Source organism: Cytobacillus purgationiresistens (genome assembly GCF_030813235.1).
Classification (GTDB): Bacteria; Bacillota; Bacilli; order Bacillales; family Cytobacillaceae; genus Cytobacillus; species Cytobacillus purgationiresistens.
In genome coordinates this window covers 16665-33215 of record NZ_JAUSUB010000046.1, presented here as the reverse complement: position 1 = coordinate 33215, position 16551 = coordinate 16665, and the positions used below count along the sequence as shown (strand labels likewise).

The 16551-nt window shown below is 32.2% G+C and carries 20 protein-coding genes and 1 pseudogene; 15 read left to right on the top strand and 6 right to left on the bottom strand.

Features of this window, described 5'->3' with window-relative positions; translation table 11 throughout:
* Positions 1 to 716 precede the first annotated feature (716 nt).
* Genes J2S17_RS27155 through J2S17_RS27145 form a run of 3 tightly spaced genes read right to left on the bottom strand, consistent with a single transcriptional unit; the run spans position 717 to position 2185 of the window.
* A complete protein-coding gene (locus J2S17_RS27155; protein ID WP_307480147.1) occupies positions 717 to 1304 on the bottom strand; it encodes an NDxxF motif lipoprotein in 588 nt (195 codons plus the stop codon).
* 1 nt (position 1305) lies between these two features.
* Positions 1306 to 1869, bottom strand: a complete 564-nt coding sequence (locus J2S17_RS27150; RefSeq protein WP_307480146.1) for an HAAS signaling domain-containing protein — start codon at positions 1867 to 1869, stop codon at positions 1306 to 1308.
* Positions 1856 to 2185, bottom strand: coding sequence for a PadR family transcriptional regulator (locus tag J2S17_RS27145; RefSeq protein WP_307480145.1), 330 nt, complete (start codon positions 2183 to 2185; stop codon positions 1856 to 1858). The genes J2S17_RS27150 and J2S17_RS27145 overlap by 14 nt, the downstream gene beginning before the upstream one ends.
* 203 nt (positions 2186 to 2388) lie before the next feature.
* Between J2S17_RS27145 and J2S17_RS27140 the strand changes: the two genes are divergently transcribed.
* Positions 2389 to 2697 (top strand): hypothetical protein, encoded by a 309-nt coding sequence (locus tag J2S17_RS27140; protein ID WP_307480142.1) that lies wholly within the window; start codon positions 2389 to 2391, stop codon positions 2695 to 2697.
* 86 nt (positions 2698 to 2783) lie between these two features.
* Here J2S17_RS27140 and hag read toward each other — a convergent pair whose 3' ends face one another.
* Positions 2784 to 3728 (bottom strand): flagellin Hag, encoded by a 945-nt coding sequence (gene hag / locus J2S17_RS27135; protein WP_307480140.1) that lies wholly within the window; start codon positions 3726 to 3728, stop codon positions 2784 to 2786.
* A gap of 416 nt (positions 3729 to 4144) precedes the next feature.
* Complete coding sequence (locus J2S17_RS27130) at positions 4145 to 4327, bottom strand: hypothetical protein (RefSeq protein WP_307480139.1); 183 nt, start codon at positions 4325 to 4327, stop codon at positions 4145 to 4147.
* 181 nt (positions 4328 to 4508) lie between these two features.
* Here J2S17_RS27130 and J2S17_RS27125 point away from each other — a divergent pair, with 181 nt between their 5' ends.
* The 13 genes and pseudogenes from J2S17_RS27125 to J2S17_RS27070 all read left to right on the top strand — a co-directional run bounded on the left by J2S17_RS27125 (position 4509) and on the right by J2S17_RS27070 (position 14017).
* Positions 4509 to 4901 (top strand): RidA family protein, encoded by a 393-nt coding sequence (locus J2S17_RS27125; RefSeq protein WP_307480136.1) that lies wholly within the window; start codon positions 4509 to 4511, stop codon positions 4899 to 4901.
* Positions 4902 to 5371: 470 nt separating this feature from the next.
* Positions 5372 to 5878 (top strand): annotated as a pseudogene (locus tag J2S17_RS27120) (GrpB family protein).
* A gap of 129 nt (positions 5879 to 6007) precedes the next feature.
* On the top strand, positions 6008 to 6313 hold the full coding sequence (locus J2S17_RS27115; protein ID WP_307480134.1) for an NIPSNAP family protein: 306 nt from the start codon (positions 6008 to 6010) through the stop codon (positions 6311 to 6313).
* A gap of 287 nt (positions 6314 to 6600) precedes the next feature.
* Complete coding sequence (locus J2S17_RS27110) at positions 6601 to 6972, top strand: STAS/SEC14 domain-containing protein (protein ID WP_307480131.1); 372 nt, start codon at positions 6601 to 6603, stop codon at positions 6970 to 6972.
* 150 nt (positions 6973 to 7122) lie between these two features.
* Entirely contained in the window at positions 7123 to 7359 is a 237-nt protein-coding gene (locus J2S17_RS27105; protein ID WP_307480129.1) for a DUF3953 domain-containing protein, read from the top strand.
* Between the two features lie 196 nt (positions 7360 to 7555).
* The gene (locus tag J2S17_RS27100) at positions 7556 to 7891 is read left to right on the top strand and encodes an ArsR/SmtB family transcription factor (RefSeq protein ID WP_307480126.1); all 336 of its coding nucleotides are present in this window, start codon (positions 7556 to 7558) and stop codon (positions 7889 to 7891) included.
* 30 nt (positions 7892 to 7921) lie between these two features.
* Positions 7922 to 8920 (top strand): NADP-dependent oxidoreductase, encoded by a 999-nt coding sequence (locus J2S17_RS27095; protein ID WP_307480122.1) that lies wholly within the window; start codon positions 7922 to 7924, stop codon positions 8918 to 8920.
* Between the two features lie 1242 nt (positions 8921 to 10162).
* Positions 10163 to 11035 carry an AraC family transcriptional regulator gene (locus J2S17_RS27090; RefSeq protein ID WP_307480119.1) on the top strand — a complete coding sequence of 291 codons (873 nt, stop codon included), beginning with the start codon at positions 10163 to 10165 and terminating at the stop codon, positions 11033 to 11035.
* A 424-nt stretch (positions 11036 to 11459) separates the two neighbouring features.
* Positions 11460 to 11645 (top strand): VOC family protein, encoded by a 186-nt coding sequence (locus J2S17_RS27085; protein WP_307480116.1) that lies wholly within the window; start codon positions 11460 to 11462, stop codon positions 11643 to 11645.
* 215 nt (positions 11646 to 11860) lie between these two features.
* Entirely contained in the window at positions 11861 to 12661 is an 801-nt protein-coding gene (locus tag J2S17_RS27080; RefSeq protein WP_307480113.1) for an alpha/beta fold hydrolase, read from the top strand.
* A gap of 461 nt (positions 12662 to 13122) precedes the next feature.
* Positions 13123 to 13317: a DUF6980 family protein gene (locus J2S17_RS29005; RefSeq protein ID WP_370875138.1), complete on the top strand. Its 195-nt coding sequence runs from the start codon at positions 13123 to 13125 to the stop codon at positions 13315 to 13317.
* Positions 13318 to 13568: 251 nt separating this feature from the next.
* Positions 13569 to 13739: a hypothetical protein gene (locus J2S17_RS27075; RefSeq protein ID WP_307480110.1), complete on the top strand. Its 171-nt coding sequence runs from the start codon at positions 13569 to 13571 to the stop codon at positions 13737 to 13739.
* Entirely contained in the window at positions 13712 to 14017 is a 306-nt protein-coding gene (locus tag J2S17_RS27070) for a hypothetical protein (RefSeq protein ID WP_307480108.1), read from the top strand. The genes J2S17_RS27075 and J2S17_RS27070 overlap by 28 nt, the downstream gene beginning before the upstream one ends.
* Positions 14018 to 14162: 145 nt before the next feature.
* Here J2S17_RS27070 and J2S17_RS27065 read toward each other — a convergent pair whose 3' ends face one another.
* Positions 14163 to 14768: a CPBP family intramembrane glutamic endopeptidase gene (locus J2S17_RS27065; RefSeq protein ID WP_307480105.1), complete on the bottom strand. Its 606-nt coding sequence runs from the start codon at positions 14766 to 14768 to the stop codon at positions 14163 to 14165.
* A 747-nt stretch (positions 14769 to 15515) separates the two neighbouring features.
* On the opposite strand from J2S17_RS27065, the gene J2S17_RS27060 reads away from it, so the two are divergent.
* The gene (locus J2S17_RS27060; protein ID WP_307480102.1) at positions 15516 to 16547 is read left to right on the top strand and encodes a LytTR family transcriptional regulator DNA-binding domain-containing protein; all 1032 of its coding nucleotides are present in this window, start codon (positions 15516 to 15518) and stop codon (positions 16545 to 16547) included.
* Positions 16548 to 16551: the final 4 nt, after the last annotated feature.

Genomic DNA, 16551 nt, shown 5'->3' with positions numbered 1-16551 from the left:
CGAAGGTTGGCTAGTTTCCTGCGCTTATTTTCTTCGTAAACTGCTAAATTGAGTTCTATTCGTTCTAACCAAAACTGTAAAGTTAAACAAGTTAGTTAGTAATATGGAGAAAAACTGCGTATTTAAGAGATAAGTGTTTGTTTATTGAGGGAGGTTAGTTCAACAAGAAGAGCGAACTTATATATATTATAAAGACCAACCAAAATTAGTTGAGATAAGTCATTAGTGATATAAATTTGGAAGTGTATAAGCAGTCAAAAGGATATAAATATGCTATCTGCTTAATATTACAATTATAGGTAAGGATGTATCTCTCAAAGATATATGCTATTTTTGATTGGAGGAAAAATAGCTTTGCAATAATGATACTCCGCTGTTCCTGCTAATTCATTACCTCCGTGTCACTATCACAGACGCAAAGAAAATTATAGTAACACAAGATGTTACCGCTAATACAAAAGTAGCTGGGAATCCAACAAAGATATTAGAGAATATCTAATTTCTTATTCGACTAAGATGCTTGTGTTAAATAAAGGGCTAGCCAGCAGTCTTTTTTATTCGAATAAAGTGGCAGTTTAGTTTAAGAAGAACAAGCTCATTTTTCTTTTTCTGTTATCTCGTTGCTTACTCATGGTTATCCAATAGATAAAGTGAATGAGATTTATTAGGCATAAAAAAGCTAATCCAAACATCGGACTAGCTTTAAAATTAATATATTATTGTTTAAATACGTTAGTATAGATTTCTTTATCTTCAAGGAATTTTTCTATTTTTTTCTGTTCCTTTCCGTTAACAATATCCGGGATGTTGCCTAAAGATTTTAAATTTTCTTTGGATAAATCCCCTTCAGTTAAATTATCTATCATGTTATCTAGCTCATTAAGGTACTGGTTAAGAGCTGTTATATAATTACTAATACGTTCTGACTCATATTGGTAATCCCCTGGTAAGGTATTATTTAAAATGTATGTAGAGAAATTCTCATCATTCTCTTTTAAAAGGATGTCGATTTCTTTTAATTTTTCAGAATCACTCTTATTTAATTCTTTCCCTGAGTCTAGAATCTCTTCAAAATAGTACCTTGCATCATATAAATCCCCGCTGCTGTCTAAATAATTCTTTATGCTTAACTTTATTTCTTCTTCGGTAATTGAATTATTAACCTTCTCAGACTCAAAGATATTACCTGGAATTTCTATATTTTCTATTTGAGTAGTCTCAACCTCTCTAGATTCCAAATGTCCTTCTTGATCACATGCACCTAAGATAAAGATGCTGAATAAGCCATAATAGAATTTTCTCAACTTAACCTCTCCCTCTTACAATAGAAATATTCCATTTCAGGTTTTTAATAAATAATCTAACAAATGATTTCGCTACATAATATCCTAATACTGCTAATAAAGAGCCTAAAATAACACCTTTTATGACCTCGTAAATTTCTCCCAATCCTATAGTGTTAAAACCATTAACAAATCCCATTACAATTAATATTATTGGGGAGAAAATCATAATGGGAACACCTATTATAAAAGCCAAAATTATTGGCGAAATAATGAGTAACACAAATAAACTAAATATCATAATAATAAAATTCATAATACTTAATCCCATAATGGATAATACCGCTGTAGAGAAAGCTTTAATACTCTTTTTCTCATCTACTTTTCGTAAAGCATATACAGCGTTTAATTCTTTAGCAATTTCTTTAGGAGGTCCTAAATTATTAGATATTTCCTCATCGCTTTCATTATTATTCCCCCCTTCAACATAATGCAAAGAATATTCTTTTAGAATATCTTCCTTTTCTTCTTTGGACATATATTTCAAATTCTTTTCTAATCCTTTTAAAAAGTCATTTTTGTTCATATACATCACTCTCCTTGATAAAAAAGTTGATTATATCTACAAACTCGTTCCATTCAGAAGTCAGTGTGTCAAGTTTATCCTTACCCACGCTAGTTATACTATAGTACTTCCTAAAAGGTCCTTCTGTTGATTCCTTGTGATAAGTGGTTAAGTAATTTTCTTTAACCAGTCTTCTCAATATAGGATAAACTGTACCTTCTGAGATACTAATTCGATTTGATATTCTCTTTACCAGTGAATAACCATATTCGTCATCCTGGTTTATTATTAGTAAAACTACTAACTCTAGGACACCTTTTTTAAATTGAGCATTCATATTTTACCACCATTATTAATTTGTATTTACTACATTATATAACATACTACTACACAATACAATGTACTGAATTTGACTTTATGTCTTCACTAATTCAAAGGTTTGTCACTTATTGTACTAACGGGGGCTTTTCTTTAATAACGGGAAAGTCCTTTTGTTATGTCGCTAAAGTAGTTTTATAGAAGAAGTAACGGGGGGATTATTTGAATAAAGGTAAGCTTTTGTTTATTGCTGGATTAGTGATGTTTATGGTGGGGATTTATTTATCAACATATTGGGTTATTGTAGGGACTTTAATTGGTATTGGTGGCGGACTAATCCTTGGCTTAGCACTTTCTTTTTTTCATTGGGTAAACAAGATTATTAACCAAAATAAAACAATGGAAGCAGAACTTCTTAACGATAAAGAGATCAATGAGTTTGTTGAATCAAATGATATTAATATGGTGGCTAAAAAGGATATTAATAAAACATGTAAAAGTTACTATAAAATTGGAGAAATCCAATCTTGATAATTGAGATATTCAAATGACATTAAAACAAAAAGACTCTCGAAGCATTTTTCGCTTCGAGAGTCTTTTTGGCAGGTATTAAGGTATTAACCTAGTAATTGTAATACTGCTTGGGGCTTTTGGTTAGCTTGAGCAAGCATAGCTTGAGAAGCTTGAGAAAGAATGTTAGTACGAGTTAACTCCATAACTTCTTTCGCCATATCTACGTCACGTACACGAGATTCAGCAGCTTGAAGGTTCTCAGAAGAGTTGTTCAAGTTAGAAATTGTGTGCTCTAAACGGTTTTGGAATGCACCAAGATTAGAACGTTGAGAAGATACTGTTTCGATTGCATCATTGATAGCCTTAATTGCGCTTGAAGCTAATCCGTTATCTGCTACTGATAAGCCGCCATCTGCAACATACGATGCGCCAGCTACGTTAGTATATGTAGCGCCCATTTGAGCGTTTACTGATGTACCTGCAACATGAGTACCTGCCGTACCATCTTCGGATGTAAGACCTAAAGCATGTGACCCCATATTATTAATAGAAATTTCCATAGATTGACCAGCGTTTGCGCCTACTTGGAATTTTGCTGTGAATGCAGCAGGGTCAGCAGGGTCAGCGCCTACATCTGTATTTAATAAGTTTTTAGTATTGAACTCTGTAGTTTCTGCAATACGATCAATTTCTTTTGTAAGTTCATTGATTTCTTTTTGTATTTCTCCACGATCAACACCTACGTTTGTATCATTGGCTGCTTGTGTAGCAAGTTCACGCATACGTTGAAGAATGTTTTGAGTTTCTTGTAACGCACCCTCAGCCGTTTGGATCATAGAAATACCATCTTGAGAGTTGCGGCTTGCTTGGTCCAAACCACGAACTTGAGCACGCATTTTTTCAGAGATAGCAAGACCTGCAGCGTCATCGCCAGCACGGTTGATGCGAAGACCTGAAGATAATTTTTCCATTGCCTTTGCTCCTGCACCGTTATTAACGCCTAATTGACGGTAAGTGTTTAATGCAGAAATATTGTTATTAATAATCATTTTTTAAAACCTCCATGTATTTTTAGGTTCCTCATCCATGATTCACCCATAGTCCCGTTGTATTTTTTAATTTAAGGACTTTCAACCTATATATCGGTAATTTTTTCTTATTGTTAATATTATTATTTTTCCTTTCTTAATAACTGACTTATAAAAAAAGCCTAAGTTGTTAAACAATGAGAGGCAAAATCAATAAAAGTGCAATGGGATGATGGAAAGGAAAGTACAGAAGATATGGCGAAGCTCATCTTATATAATTCCTTCATATGATCAATATCTAATGTTCCCAAGCTTTATGCTGTTGAACCTTTTGGTAGAATTTCAAATGTTCTTAAAGGTGATCTTTATACTAACCATTTTAATGTAAAGACTAATTTAACATCAATTGCTGGCACTACGGTAACTTGGCAAGCAGTTCAAGCAGTATCTAATAGTTCTAGTAATGCACTCATTATATCTGAAAAGGCTGCAAAGCTAGCCCAAAACGAAATGAGTAAAAAAGGCATCCATTTAGAGTTATCGTCTTGTACGGTAATTGCAGCTGTTAAGCAGATATTTCGAAATGATTTATTTAGTAAGAACGCTAGTATTGTTTCCATAACAACTTCTTCTAAATTCACAGCTATTTAATATATTTCAAAAATTATTAGAGTAACGATTCTTAATTATGAAGGTTTGCTTTTTTCTTATACTACTAAAGTGGCAGGTTGGTTTGATAATATGAAACCTGTTATAATATAGTTAGAATAATTTTAAAATTAAAATAAGGAGTGTTGTATGTTGAAAAAATCTAGAAATCCAGAAACAGTACATAAACCAGTAGCACCTTATGTACATCAAATAGAGGTTACAGGTCCTAATAAATGGCTTACATTGTCTGGGCAACTAGGTATGCACGTAGATGGAACGGTACCGGATAATTCATTAGATCAATTACAGCTAGCGCTGGAGAATATAAGAAGAAACCTTGAGTCTGCTAATATGAAAGTAGAAGATTTAACAAAGCTAGTATTTTATTTAGTCGGTGATTTTGATGCAGATAAACGAAGGAAGATTATTGGAGATTTCTTAGGTGAGCATCTTCCCTGTACAACAATGATTTATGTGGTAGCATTGGCAGCGCCAGTTTTTAAAGTAGAAGTTGATGCTTGGGCGTGTAAGGAGATCCATTAGACGTCTTAGATTTTGACATCAACCGACTGGTAAGGGCTTCTTAAAATAAGGTAAGCTCTTTTTTTGTGGAACAAACGCGGCAGCTTAGTGGAAGAAGGAAATAATCATCATTTTAAAAAGATATATATGAAAGGTGATATTTCTATATAAAGATGCCTTTAATATCTTTAGGTATTCTACTCTCCATAATTTTTGGAGGAGGTTTTCTAATTCGTTTAATAAGCGATGGTCATTTCTATATAGCTGAATTTATCGGTGGAATTATTGGAATTATCATATTGATGATAAGTATCTTTACAAAATCGTATAAAACAGCTGAAGGTAACGGTTGATGATATGAAAAACTATCATCAACTTTTTTGAGCCAATCAGAATGCTTTTCTTATGTAGCAAACGTGCAGGTTAGCGACAATTATAAAGATATAATTAAAATAGATAAAATACATAAATCAGTTAATCAAGGTGATGAAATGTTAGGGTTACCAAAAGGTGAAGTTTTTTTAACCCCTTGGACAGAAGAATGGGAAGAAAAATTTTTATTAGAAAAAGAAACAATTCAGAAGAAGATCAGTAAGTATATTGTGGATGTTCATCATATTGGAAGTACCGCAGTAAATTATCTAAGTGCAAAGCCGATTATTGATATTGCCGTTGAAATAAATAAATTTAGCGATGGTGATTATTGTTCCTCACATTTAGAAAGCCTTGGTTACTCATATCGAGGAACCAACATTTTGCCTGATAGGCATTATTTTAGTAAGGGCAAACCAAGAACACATTAAATCCACATGTTCCAAAGTGGGAGTAAATATCTAATCGAACTATTGAAATTTAGAGATTATTTAAGAAGTAATGATGAAGCAAGAATTGAATATGAAGAGCTTAAACAGAAACTATCAGTAGTAAATAAAAATAATAAACAGAAATATACAGATGAAAAATCTGATTTTATTAAGTTTATCTTAGAAAAAATGTAAATACTGTTATTCAACTAACGGGTGCTTTTCTTAAATAAAGGGAAGTCTTTTTGTTTATGTCGCTAAAGCGGCAGGTTAGTCAAATTATATGCTATGATGGAAAAAAATAGATTTTTTAGGGGGATTAAAATGGTTACATGCTATCTGAAATATGTTATTGACCCTTATAAATTAAATGAGTTCGGGGAATACGGTAAGATGTGGATTCGATTAGTAAATAAATTAGGCGGTACACATCAGGGTTATTTCCTTCCACATGAGGGTGCTAATAATATTGCTTATGCATTATTCACTTTCCCAAGTTTAGCAGCATATGAAGAGTACCGAGTAAAAATGGCATTGGATGCAGAATGTCAAGAAGCATATAAATTTGCAGAAGAGACTAAATGTATTTTAAGTTATGAGAGAAGCTTTATGCGTCCTATATTCGAATGAACATACATTAAAGTTGAAAATTAATCTATACATACCTTGTTAAGCTAACGGGTGCGTTAGCTGAAGATCGGAGCTGTCTTTAAGGCAGCTTTTTATTATGGAACTATCGGGGCAGGTTAGCTGCATTAGTACAAAGTTTACTGCAAAATGAATGACGTTTGCGTTCACAAAGTGTCTTTATGGATATGTATAGTACAGTCTTTCGGTTTATTCGAACAGTGCAACATTAATATTTATACTCGCTTCCATTATTTAGTTTATAATAATAGTAAGGAGTTGCTGTTTAATTGAATGTTAAAAATATAAGTACATCCATTTCTGAAGATATTATTATTACTAATTTGACAGGTTTCATAACCCTTGCTGATGTAAACACCTGGTTTAATTCATTTGAGAAAACGTGTTATTCATTTATTAGACAAGGAAAAAAGTATAAGTTGTTAGTTAATCGTAAAGGTTATACTCCAGAACATTTTTCTGTACAAAAATTGTGGAAAGACAAATTTTTTTCTAATAATATATTAAAGAACACCATTGCTGTCGCTTTTTTATTAGAAGAAGGGGATATTCTAATTCACCTTGAACAGTCAAATACCAAAGACAATGTAATGTTCTCAAGTAACTATGATCAATTAATTGACTGGCTTACTAAATATTAATAATGGATTCCTAAAGGTTGCCGCAGCAACCCTCTAAAGCACCCGTTAGAATCGGGGCAGGTTAGCGCAAGATGGAATGTTATAATTAATTGGCAAATGTACTCAGATATCATATTTTGTCAGACCAATGGATTTGAATAAGGGGGATGGATGTTGCTTAAAATTTCACACTATGTTATATCAATAATCGTATTCATTATTGCTATGTATAGTCTCATTACAAAAGATTTTAAGTATCAATCACTGATGATATTTTCCCTAGGCTTATTAATGTTGGTACTGGGATTAAAAGAATTTCAACAAGAGAGAAAATCAATAGGTTGGCTGTCTATTATTACGTGTATATTTATTTTATTTGTATCCATACAAGGGTTTTTATTAAGTTAACGAGCGATTCTCCATTATGAAGAGTCGCTTTTTATTATGCTGCTAAAGTGGCAGGTTAGTTGGAATATTAAGATATGGTTCATCTCGATTTTCTTTCTCAATATTGCATAGAAAGTATCTATTGTTTATTCTTATATTCATTACTGTGGTTGATTTGTTTAAACTAGTTGTTGGATAAACGGAGGTTTTAGATTGAATGAATAAAAATGATCAATTAAAGTTAATCAAAGAAGATTTTATTAATTGTCAGAAAGTATTATTGGCGATTGGTGATGAAACACGTCAATCTATCTTGTTAGTTCTAATGGGAACCGATTGTGAAAATGGATTACGTGTAGGTGAAATCACTCAACAAACACATCTTTCTCGTCCTGCTGTTTCACATCATCTAAGGGTTTTGAGAGATGCAGGTATTATTTTTATGCGTAAAGAGGGCACAAAAAACTTTTATTATATTGATGTTAGTACAAAATTAAGTTTATTAAAAAATCTTTTGTATGATATTGAAAAGTTGATCATTGAAACTAAGTAATAGATTAGATTTGATATGGAGGTATATGCAATGAAAGCAATGGTTATTGATAGGTACGGGAAAGTACCAATACATTTAGCAGAAATGCCCCTACCTGAAATTGGAGATTACGAGGTACTCACGGAAATTCAAGCCGCTAGCATTAACCCAATAGATTATAAAATCCGTGATGGAAAAGTGAAATTATTGACTAAATATAAAATGCCACTTATTTTAGGGAATGACTTTTCTGGTGTTGTAGCTAAGGTTGGTGCAAAAGTGACTCGTTTTACAGTTGGAGACGAAATATTTGGACGCCCACGCAAAAGTAAAATCGGAACTTTTGCAGAATTTTTATCAATTCATGAAAACGACATAGCCTTAAAACCTAAAAATTTGAGCTTTGAGGAAGCTGCATCGATTCCACTGGTTGGCCTTACCTCATACCAAGCGTTGCATGACATAATACAATTACAAAAGGGACAAAAAATACTGATTCAAGCTGGGGCAGGTGGTGTAGGTACATTTGCTATTCAACTGGCCAAATTAATGGGGGCTACTGTTGCGACGACTACCAGTGAAGCTGGTACGAATTTAGTAAAATCTCTGGGTGCAGATGAAATTATTAATTACAAGACAGAAAAGTTTGAAGATATACTGAACAATTATGATGCAGTTTTTGATACACTTGGGGGAAAGATACTTGAAAAATCATTCAATGTTATAAAATGCGGAGGGAAAATTGTTTCTGTTTCGGGTTTACCAAATGCTCGTTTTGCTAAAGAATATGGTTTAGGATTCTTTAAAACGATGTTGTTTTCAGCAGCAAGTTATAAACTTACTACACTTGAAAAAAAACATAATGTTCAATATACTTTTTTATTTATGAAGCCAAATGGCAATCAATTAAGTACTATTGCAAAAATTATTGAATCTGGAGGAATCAATCCTGTAATTGATAAAGTTTTTAGTTTTGAAGATATTCAAAAGGCAATGGAATATGCGGAACTAGGAAGGGCTAAAGGGAAAATAATTGTTAAAATTAAATAGTTTATAATTAAGCAAAACATATATGAGAAAATATGAGAGGAAATATTAACTTTTCTGAATTTATAATTTGTGAATTTATGTACTTAATCTAACGGGGGCTTTTCTTAAATAAAGGGAAGTCTTTTTGTTATGTCGCTATAGCGGCAGGTTAGTTTAAAAAAAAGCACTTTTCAAAAATGCAGAAAAGTGCCCTATTGCTTAAGTCAAAATATTGTTTGAAAAAGTGAAAATGTTGTAACTAATGTTGATAGAGTACTGAAAGCTGTGAGAGTTATTATTTTTCTTATTTTGTTTTTTTGATGGTTTACTTAATTCGTGTATTGATGCACCCTATATAAGCACGGTTGCAAATAGAATAATATCCATAGTCATATTTGGTATCTCCCTTCTGAATATTGCAACTTGTTAATATTTAACATAAAAAGCCAATAAAGAGTAACCAACTCTACCAAAGTCCTTTAACGAAATAAAGTAGAGGATAATTATAAGGTATACTATCTTCAACTATTGGGGGCTTTATTAAATAAAGTACTGCAGCCAGCAGCCTTTTTAATTCGACTAAAGTGGCAGGTTAGCCAATCCTTGGTATGAAGAACACGAATCACATTTCAGGTTCACCCTCATAATATGTTGTACCTTTTAAGACTATTTTGGGGGCATTGGGGTATTATTTAAGTAATATTGTAGTTCATCTTTTTTTTAAAGCTTAATTTACAATTAAACATTTTTTTTTATTTACCACTTATTATAGGGGAGATAATTGAAAGAAAGATAGGGATTGGGAAAAGAGGTATGATTGTCTATACACTACTATATCTTATATTTTCACCCTTTCCTTCAATTCTAACTAATGGCATCAATTTATGGATACTGAATACATTTCTTCCTCTAATGATTAGTAATTATTTTTTACTTGGTATGCTCTATGTTTTCTTTTTTATTTGGAGGAATAAAAAAGAAAACTTTAAAAAGTTCCACAAATAGACATTATATTTATCTCATGAATAAGAGTTAATTCGTTATTCAATTCTATGTCTAAATGCTATTTACTGATGATATTTGTGAAATACTCTACTTAAAGTAACGGGGGCTTTATTAAATAAAGGGCTGCAGCCAGCAGCCTTTTTTATTCGACTAAAGTGGCAGTTTGTGAAAGAAAGGAATAACCCCTACAAAATGGTGCACAAAAAGTCGGATGGTTACATTCAATTCCTGCTAATCTAATGATGAAGGAGGGATATAGTGGATTTGCTTAAGAACATGAATGATGCAATGAAGTATATTGAGGAAAATCTCACTAACGAAATAGACTTCAAAGTCGTGGCAAGGTTAGCTCATTGTTCAGAATATCATTTTAAAAGGATGTTTTCTTTCCTTGCTGGTATTACCTTGTCAGAATACATCCGCCGCAGACGCCTTAGTTTGGCAGCATTTGAGCTTATAAATAGTACCATAAAAATAATTGATGTTGCGATTAAATATGGATACAATTCACCGGACTCTTTTACTAGAGCTTTTCAAAATTTACATGGTGTAACACCGTCAGCAGCAAGAAATAATGGCCAGCACTTAAAAGCCTATCCACTAATGACCTTTCAATTATCAATTAGAGGAGGAAATGAAATGAATTATCGAATTGAACAAAAAGAGGCATTTAACATAGTCGGTATCATGAAAAGAGTTCCAATTATTTTTGAAGGAGAAAACCCGGAAATTACAGCGATGTGGAAATCTTTGCCTATGAAAAAAACAGATCAATTAAAAAAACTCTCTAATGTTGAACCTAAAGGGATGATTCAAGCATCTACAAACTTTTCTGAAGGACGCATGGAAGAAAAAGGAGAGCTTGATCAGTATTTAGGAGTAGCAACAACACAAGAATGCCCTGAAAACTTTTCAAAACTTGAAGTTCCTGCCTTAACATGGGCGATATTCGAATCAATGGGACCTTTTCCTAGTACACTACAGGAAACTTGGGGAAGGATTTATTCTGAGTGGTTTCCATCTTCCAACTATCAAGTAACAGAAGGACCTGAAATCTTGTCGATTAAAAGTAAAGATTTAACTTCACCATCAGTAATAAGCGAAATTTGGATTCCAGTTTTGAAAAAATAGTTAAATTTTGAGATGTATTCATTGAGCTGTTTTGACAGCTCTTTTTATTTACAGTTGGGATGATTGTGAATGAATACACTTAAACTATCTGGGGGCTTTCCTTAAATAAGAAAGCTCTTTTTCTTATGGAACAAAAGGGGCATGTTAGTGAAAGAGAGCTGTTTATTCTTTGTTCAACAATAGGATCATTTGATAGAGTAAATAGGATATTTTGAGGATCATAGAAATAATTATTCTGGGTTTCCTTCTAAAGAAGGGATAATAATATTTTTGTTGAAAGTTTAAAGGCCTTTTGATGATAAATGTTGAATGTTGAATGTTGAATTTTGAATTATAATTAAAATCTTACTAATTGGAGTGATGGTATGAGACTAACGCATGTTCGATTATTGACGAAAAATTTTAAAGAGTGTTTTTTGTTTTAATGGATAAAACTTCATTAATAATCCTTGTTGACAGTGTAGAAGATACATATAACTCTCTTAAAAGACAGGGAGTAAAATTTATTAATGAACCACTTAAACAAGTTGATTGGGGTATTAAAGTAGCTCATTTCAGAGATCCAGATGACAACTTAGTTGAAATTTATGAGGCAATTGAAAGCGACTAAGAAAAGAAAAATTGAATAAATAGTTTCTTCAACAAAAGGGTGCTTTCTTAAAAAAGGGAATGTCCTTTTTTTGTTGAATTTATTGAACTAACGCAGCAGGTTAGATGTTCTTCACTATAAGTAGCAGTGGTTGCAAGATACTGACATACAATTGATTTAATATAAGAAATCCATTAGAAAATTTAAAATGCAATTATTATAGGGAGGGTCAGCAAATGATTGAGAGAAAGATACAATCATCAAAAGGAACGATCTATTACTGGACGAATGAAATAGTTCCTCCACAAGAATTTGCTATTGTTTTTTGTCATGGATTAACAGGAGACCACACCCTTTTCGATAAACAAGTTGAGCATCTATCTGCTGAATATAAGTTGATAACTTGGGATTTTCCTTTGCATGGAAAATCAAGACCGTATGAAGATTTTTCTTTCGCAAATGTAAATGAAGAGATGTTAACTATACTCGAACAGGAGAATATAGAAAAAATAGTCTTAGTGGGGCAGTCAGCAGGAGGTTATATTGCTCAGTCCTTTATTCATGAATATGGGGACAAGGTAATAGGGTTTATAGGAATAGGCACAACTCCTTATGGTAAAAGTTATTATAAAAAATCGGAACTGTTTTGGATAAAACAATATTCTACTATTGCCAGACTGTACCCATTTAGTTATTACTGTAAAGCAGGTGCAAAGGCTATTACAGTAACTGATGAAGCAAGGACAAGTATGTACAAATCCTTAGTTAGTTTGGGTAAAAAAGACATGTTGAAGGCGGCTAGTGCAGTTTATGGTGAGTTTTTGAAGATAGATGATGAAGTTCAATTTAACTGTCCAGTTTTGATTACTTATGGAGAATATGACAATACAGGTTATGTTAAAAAATACTGTAATAGCTGGGCTGAAAAGACAGGGTTTCCATTGGAAATTATTTCGAGTGCCTCTCATAACGCAAACTATGATAACTATGATGAGTTTAATGGACTACTTGTTTCTTTTGTTCAATCAATTATATGAATTTCATATGTTTCATATTATATGGCACTTCATAAACAGAAAACAAGAAATTGTGAAGGAATGTACTTAAAGTAACGGGGCTTTAATTCATTAAGTAATTATCAAACTTTATTATAAAAAGTTATTTTATACTCAAACAGCAAAAAGTTATTTTGATCAATCTATTTTTCAAAATAACGCTTTTTCTTTAGTTGTAGTATAAGGATTGAAGGTGGTTTTTAATCAATCATTATTTTAAAGCAACAAGAATGTTGCTTATTGTATATTATTATATTGGTTAATAGAAATTAAGAATGAGATATAATAAGAATGGGAACTATAATGGGTATTTTAATTGTATTGGGATTATTGGCTGTGTCCTTCTCATTGGCTGCTGGGGGAATAAGGGAATTGGTTAAATTAATAAAAAATAATTAAGGTTTGTTCAAAATATAGGGGCTTATTAAATAAGGAGAAAATATATGAACAAGCATTGTTGTAATGACATGACATACCATGCGAATTTCAAGTGTGACATTCACAAAGATCTATTTGAATGCCCTGATAAACTTATATTTTTCCATGAAAGAGATAATGATTATGGATTAATAATTCATGATGGGGGTTCTTCATCTATTGAAATCCTGTTTTGTCCTTGGTGTGGTAAAAAGTTATGAAAAGTAAAACAGTTGATTAAACATTTAACACGAACGGGGCATTTTTTGTAGAAATGTCTTTTTCTTATGTTACAAACGTGGCAGTTTAGTGGAAGTAGGATAGGGTTAATTAATTTTGGGAAAGTAATTCTAAATACAATTTAGGATGATTGATATGAGAAGAAAACCATTTCTTTTATTAACAGCATTATTCATCTATACCACAAATTCTAATGTGGTTTTTGCAGACCTTAATGAAGTATCTTCATCTTTTGAAGAATTCCTATACTGAAATTGGTTATAAGACAGTGGAAGAAGCAGTAAAGGATTTTGAAAAGCATTTTAAACTGGACTTAAAGTTACGATTTAGGATACTTCCTTTGGAATTCACACATTATTTTGAAGGGTTAACGACTTGGGTGGAGAAGTTAATGACTCTTTAGAAGTAGTATTTATTAATGATAAAACTCCTATAAATCACTACTCAATTGATGTGAGACCAATCAAGCATAAAATTCCAATCAGAGGAGTTAGGGATAAGGATATTAAAAAATCTCTTATTTTAAAAAACGGAGTCGAAGCTTTATTCATAAATAATCCCTCGTCTGATGTATTAGTTTTTGAAAGTAATAATTTGCAGTATAAGTTAAGTGTTGATAAAAGGGTTTCTAATAAAATTACTTCTGATATTTTGGTTAAGGTAGCTAATAGGATTGAGTAATCGATAAAGTTAAATGAAAAAAAGCATTAATATAACAATACTTATATAAAAGCTGCTCCTATTTGTGCAGTTTAGTCGCGTTAAGCAAAAAAAGCGCTCTCCACTTTTGGGGAACAGCGCCTTTATTTACATACTTACTTCACTTTTAATATTTTATTATAAAGTATATCCCTATTCCAAGGTTATAGATAGCGTGGGCGAGTATTGCGGGAATTAAAGAACCCGAAAAATAAAACAACAAAGCAAATATAAAACCATTAATAAAAACGCCTGCTAAAACTAAATAAACTCCTTTATATTGGGGGACATGAATAATCCAAAATATAAATGTGCTAATAAAAATTATGACCCAATCAACTAATGGAGCGTAACCAATAAACAGACCGATTAATACACCTCTAAAGAAAAATTCTTCAAAAAACCCTCCACCTACTGAACTAACTGCAATCCCACTAGGGGTCTTCATGATTTTAGATATGATTTCTGCGCCTTCGTTTTCAGGAAGCTCAGTATTTGTAGCTATGATGAGACTAACAGCAATTACTAGGATGATCAAACCAACGATTAAACCAAGTATGATAACTGAAAAGTAAGTAAAATTATCAGGAACAAACAATGAAATGATAAACGGTATAAACTCTCCCCATCTAAAAATGGTTACAAGTAATAATCCTATGAATAAAAACGGGGATAATCCTAATAAAATTTGAATTAACAGCTTGTAATGTAGTCGAGCATTAACATCACTCATCTTCTTCCCCCTTAATTGATTCTGTATTCTTCTGTATTGCACCGCATACATAGTAAATGACTACTTACGATTGTTATGTTAATACATGACGCAACGTTATGGTCAATCACTTTTTGATATTTTATTTAAAAATAAATTTCTTCATGAAGAAAGACGCAAACAGGTAGTTATTCCCAATTTTCGCCCTTGAATGGAAGAGGAATGTAGAGTATATAGATTTTTATTTACCATTCTACAACTAACGGGGGCGTTTCTTCATAACGAAGGATCGCCTTTTACTTATGTAACAAACGCGGCAGTTTAGTTGAACAAAGTAAGTAAAAATTAGCATTCAATCATTCACAATAGTTCACCTCACTTTAAAAGAAAATCTGGAACTGGCAAATCAATTAAAGTACCTAAATTACCCATCTTTGATGAAAATTCATCCTTCGTTTGAATAATAACTTTTAAACTTTCATTGTTTTCCGGACATTAGATAAAAGTTTTTTTTCTGGAGAAGAAGTAGCTACATACCAGGACTTTCCACTGGTAGAACCTTCACTTACATAAGGAAATCAGTTGATTGGTGAATAACATACTACATCTTAACTAAGGATAAATAATGGGATTTTTAGGTAAGTAGGGATTAATTCAAGTACCATTCACCTCCATTGGTACTTTTTTCACCTCCATTTCGTATTTTCTCAAGTTATGGTTGCAGAGATCAGTCATAATAAGAAGATTAAAGAAGGAGGGTGGCTGCATATGTCATTAATACTTAAAGGATTTGGAAAGGTACTTAAGAACAAGGAAATTCTAGCACCAATTAATTTGACAATTAAAGTGAATGAGATTGTCGCTATTCAAGCGGATATGGAGCATATGAATGCTTTCTTATCTCTTGTTGAGGGAAAGAGAAGCTATATTACAAATGAAATTATGATGAATGAGCAATCACTACAAGGTTGTGAAGATCTATTTATTTATCGTCCTGATATGGGTGAATATAAGCGACTAACGCCTGAACAATGTATTCAATTTTGGTGTGATTTATATAAAGTGAAAATAAACATTGATAACGTACTAGCATTGACAGAATTGACTCATATCCGTAATAAAAAGAACAAACACTTAACGTTTTCAGAGAAAAAGAGATTACAATTTGCTCGTAGTTTAGTTCAAAATACGTCTATTTTTATCTTTCAAGAACCGACGTATCAATTAGATCTCCAATCGAAACAAGTATTCAATCGTGTTTTGAACGAAATCCTAAAAAATGGTGGTATTGTTATTGTATTTACATCATCCTTAGAAGAGGGGGTGCGAATGGCTACAAAGGTTTTCCGTCTCAACAGTAGGGGGTTACAAGAAGTGGAGTTAGGTGATGAAGGTGAAAAGGAAGCAGAAGTGAAAGAGGATGAAACCGATTCTCTGATTGAAAACGACACCGTTTATCAAAGGAAATTTGAGAAAATATCAGCAAAATCAGATGACAAGTATATTTTATTTGATCCATTGGAAATAGATTTTGTTGAAACAAGAGAACGACAAACCATCTTACATGTAAATAATGAAGAGTTTTACTCAACTGTATCCATGAAAGAAATAGAGAGTAAATTAATTCCTTATGGGTTTTATCGTTGTCATCGTTCTTATCTCGTGAATTTACAGAGGGTTAGGGAAGTTGTGGTTTGGAGTAAAAACAGTTACAGTCTAACGCTTGATAAAGGAAATGAACAAACTGTTCCTCTATCCAAATCTAGATATGGAGAATTAAAAGCATTTTTAAATTGGTAAATTC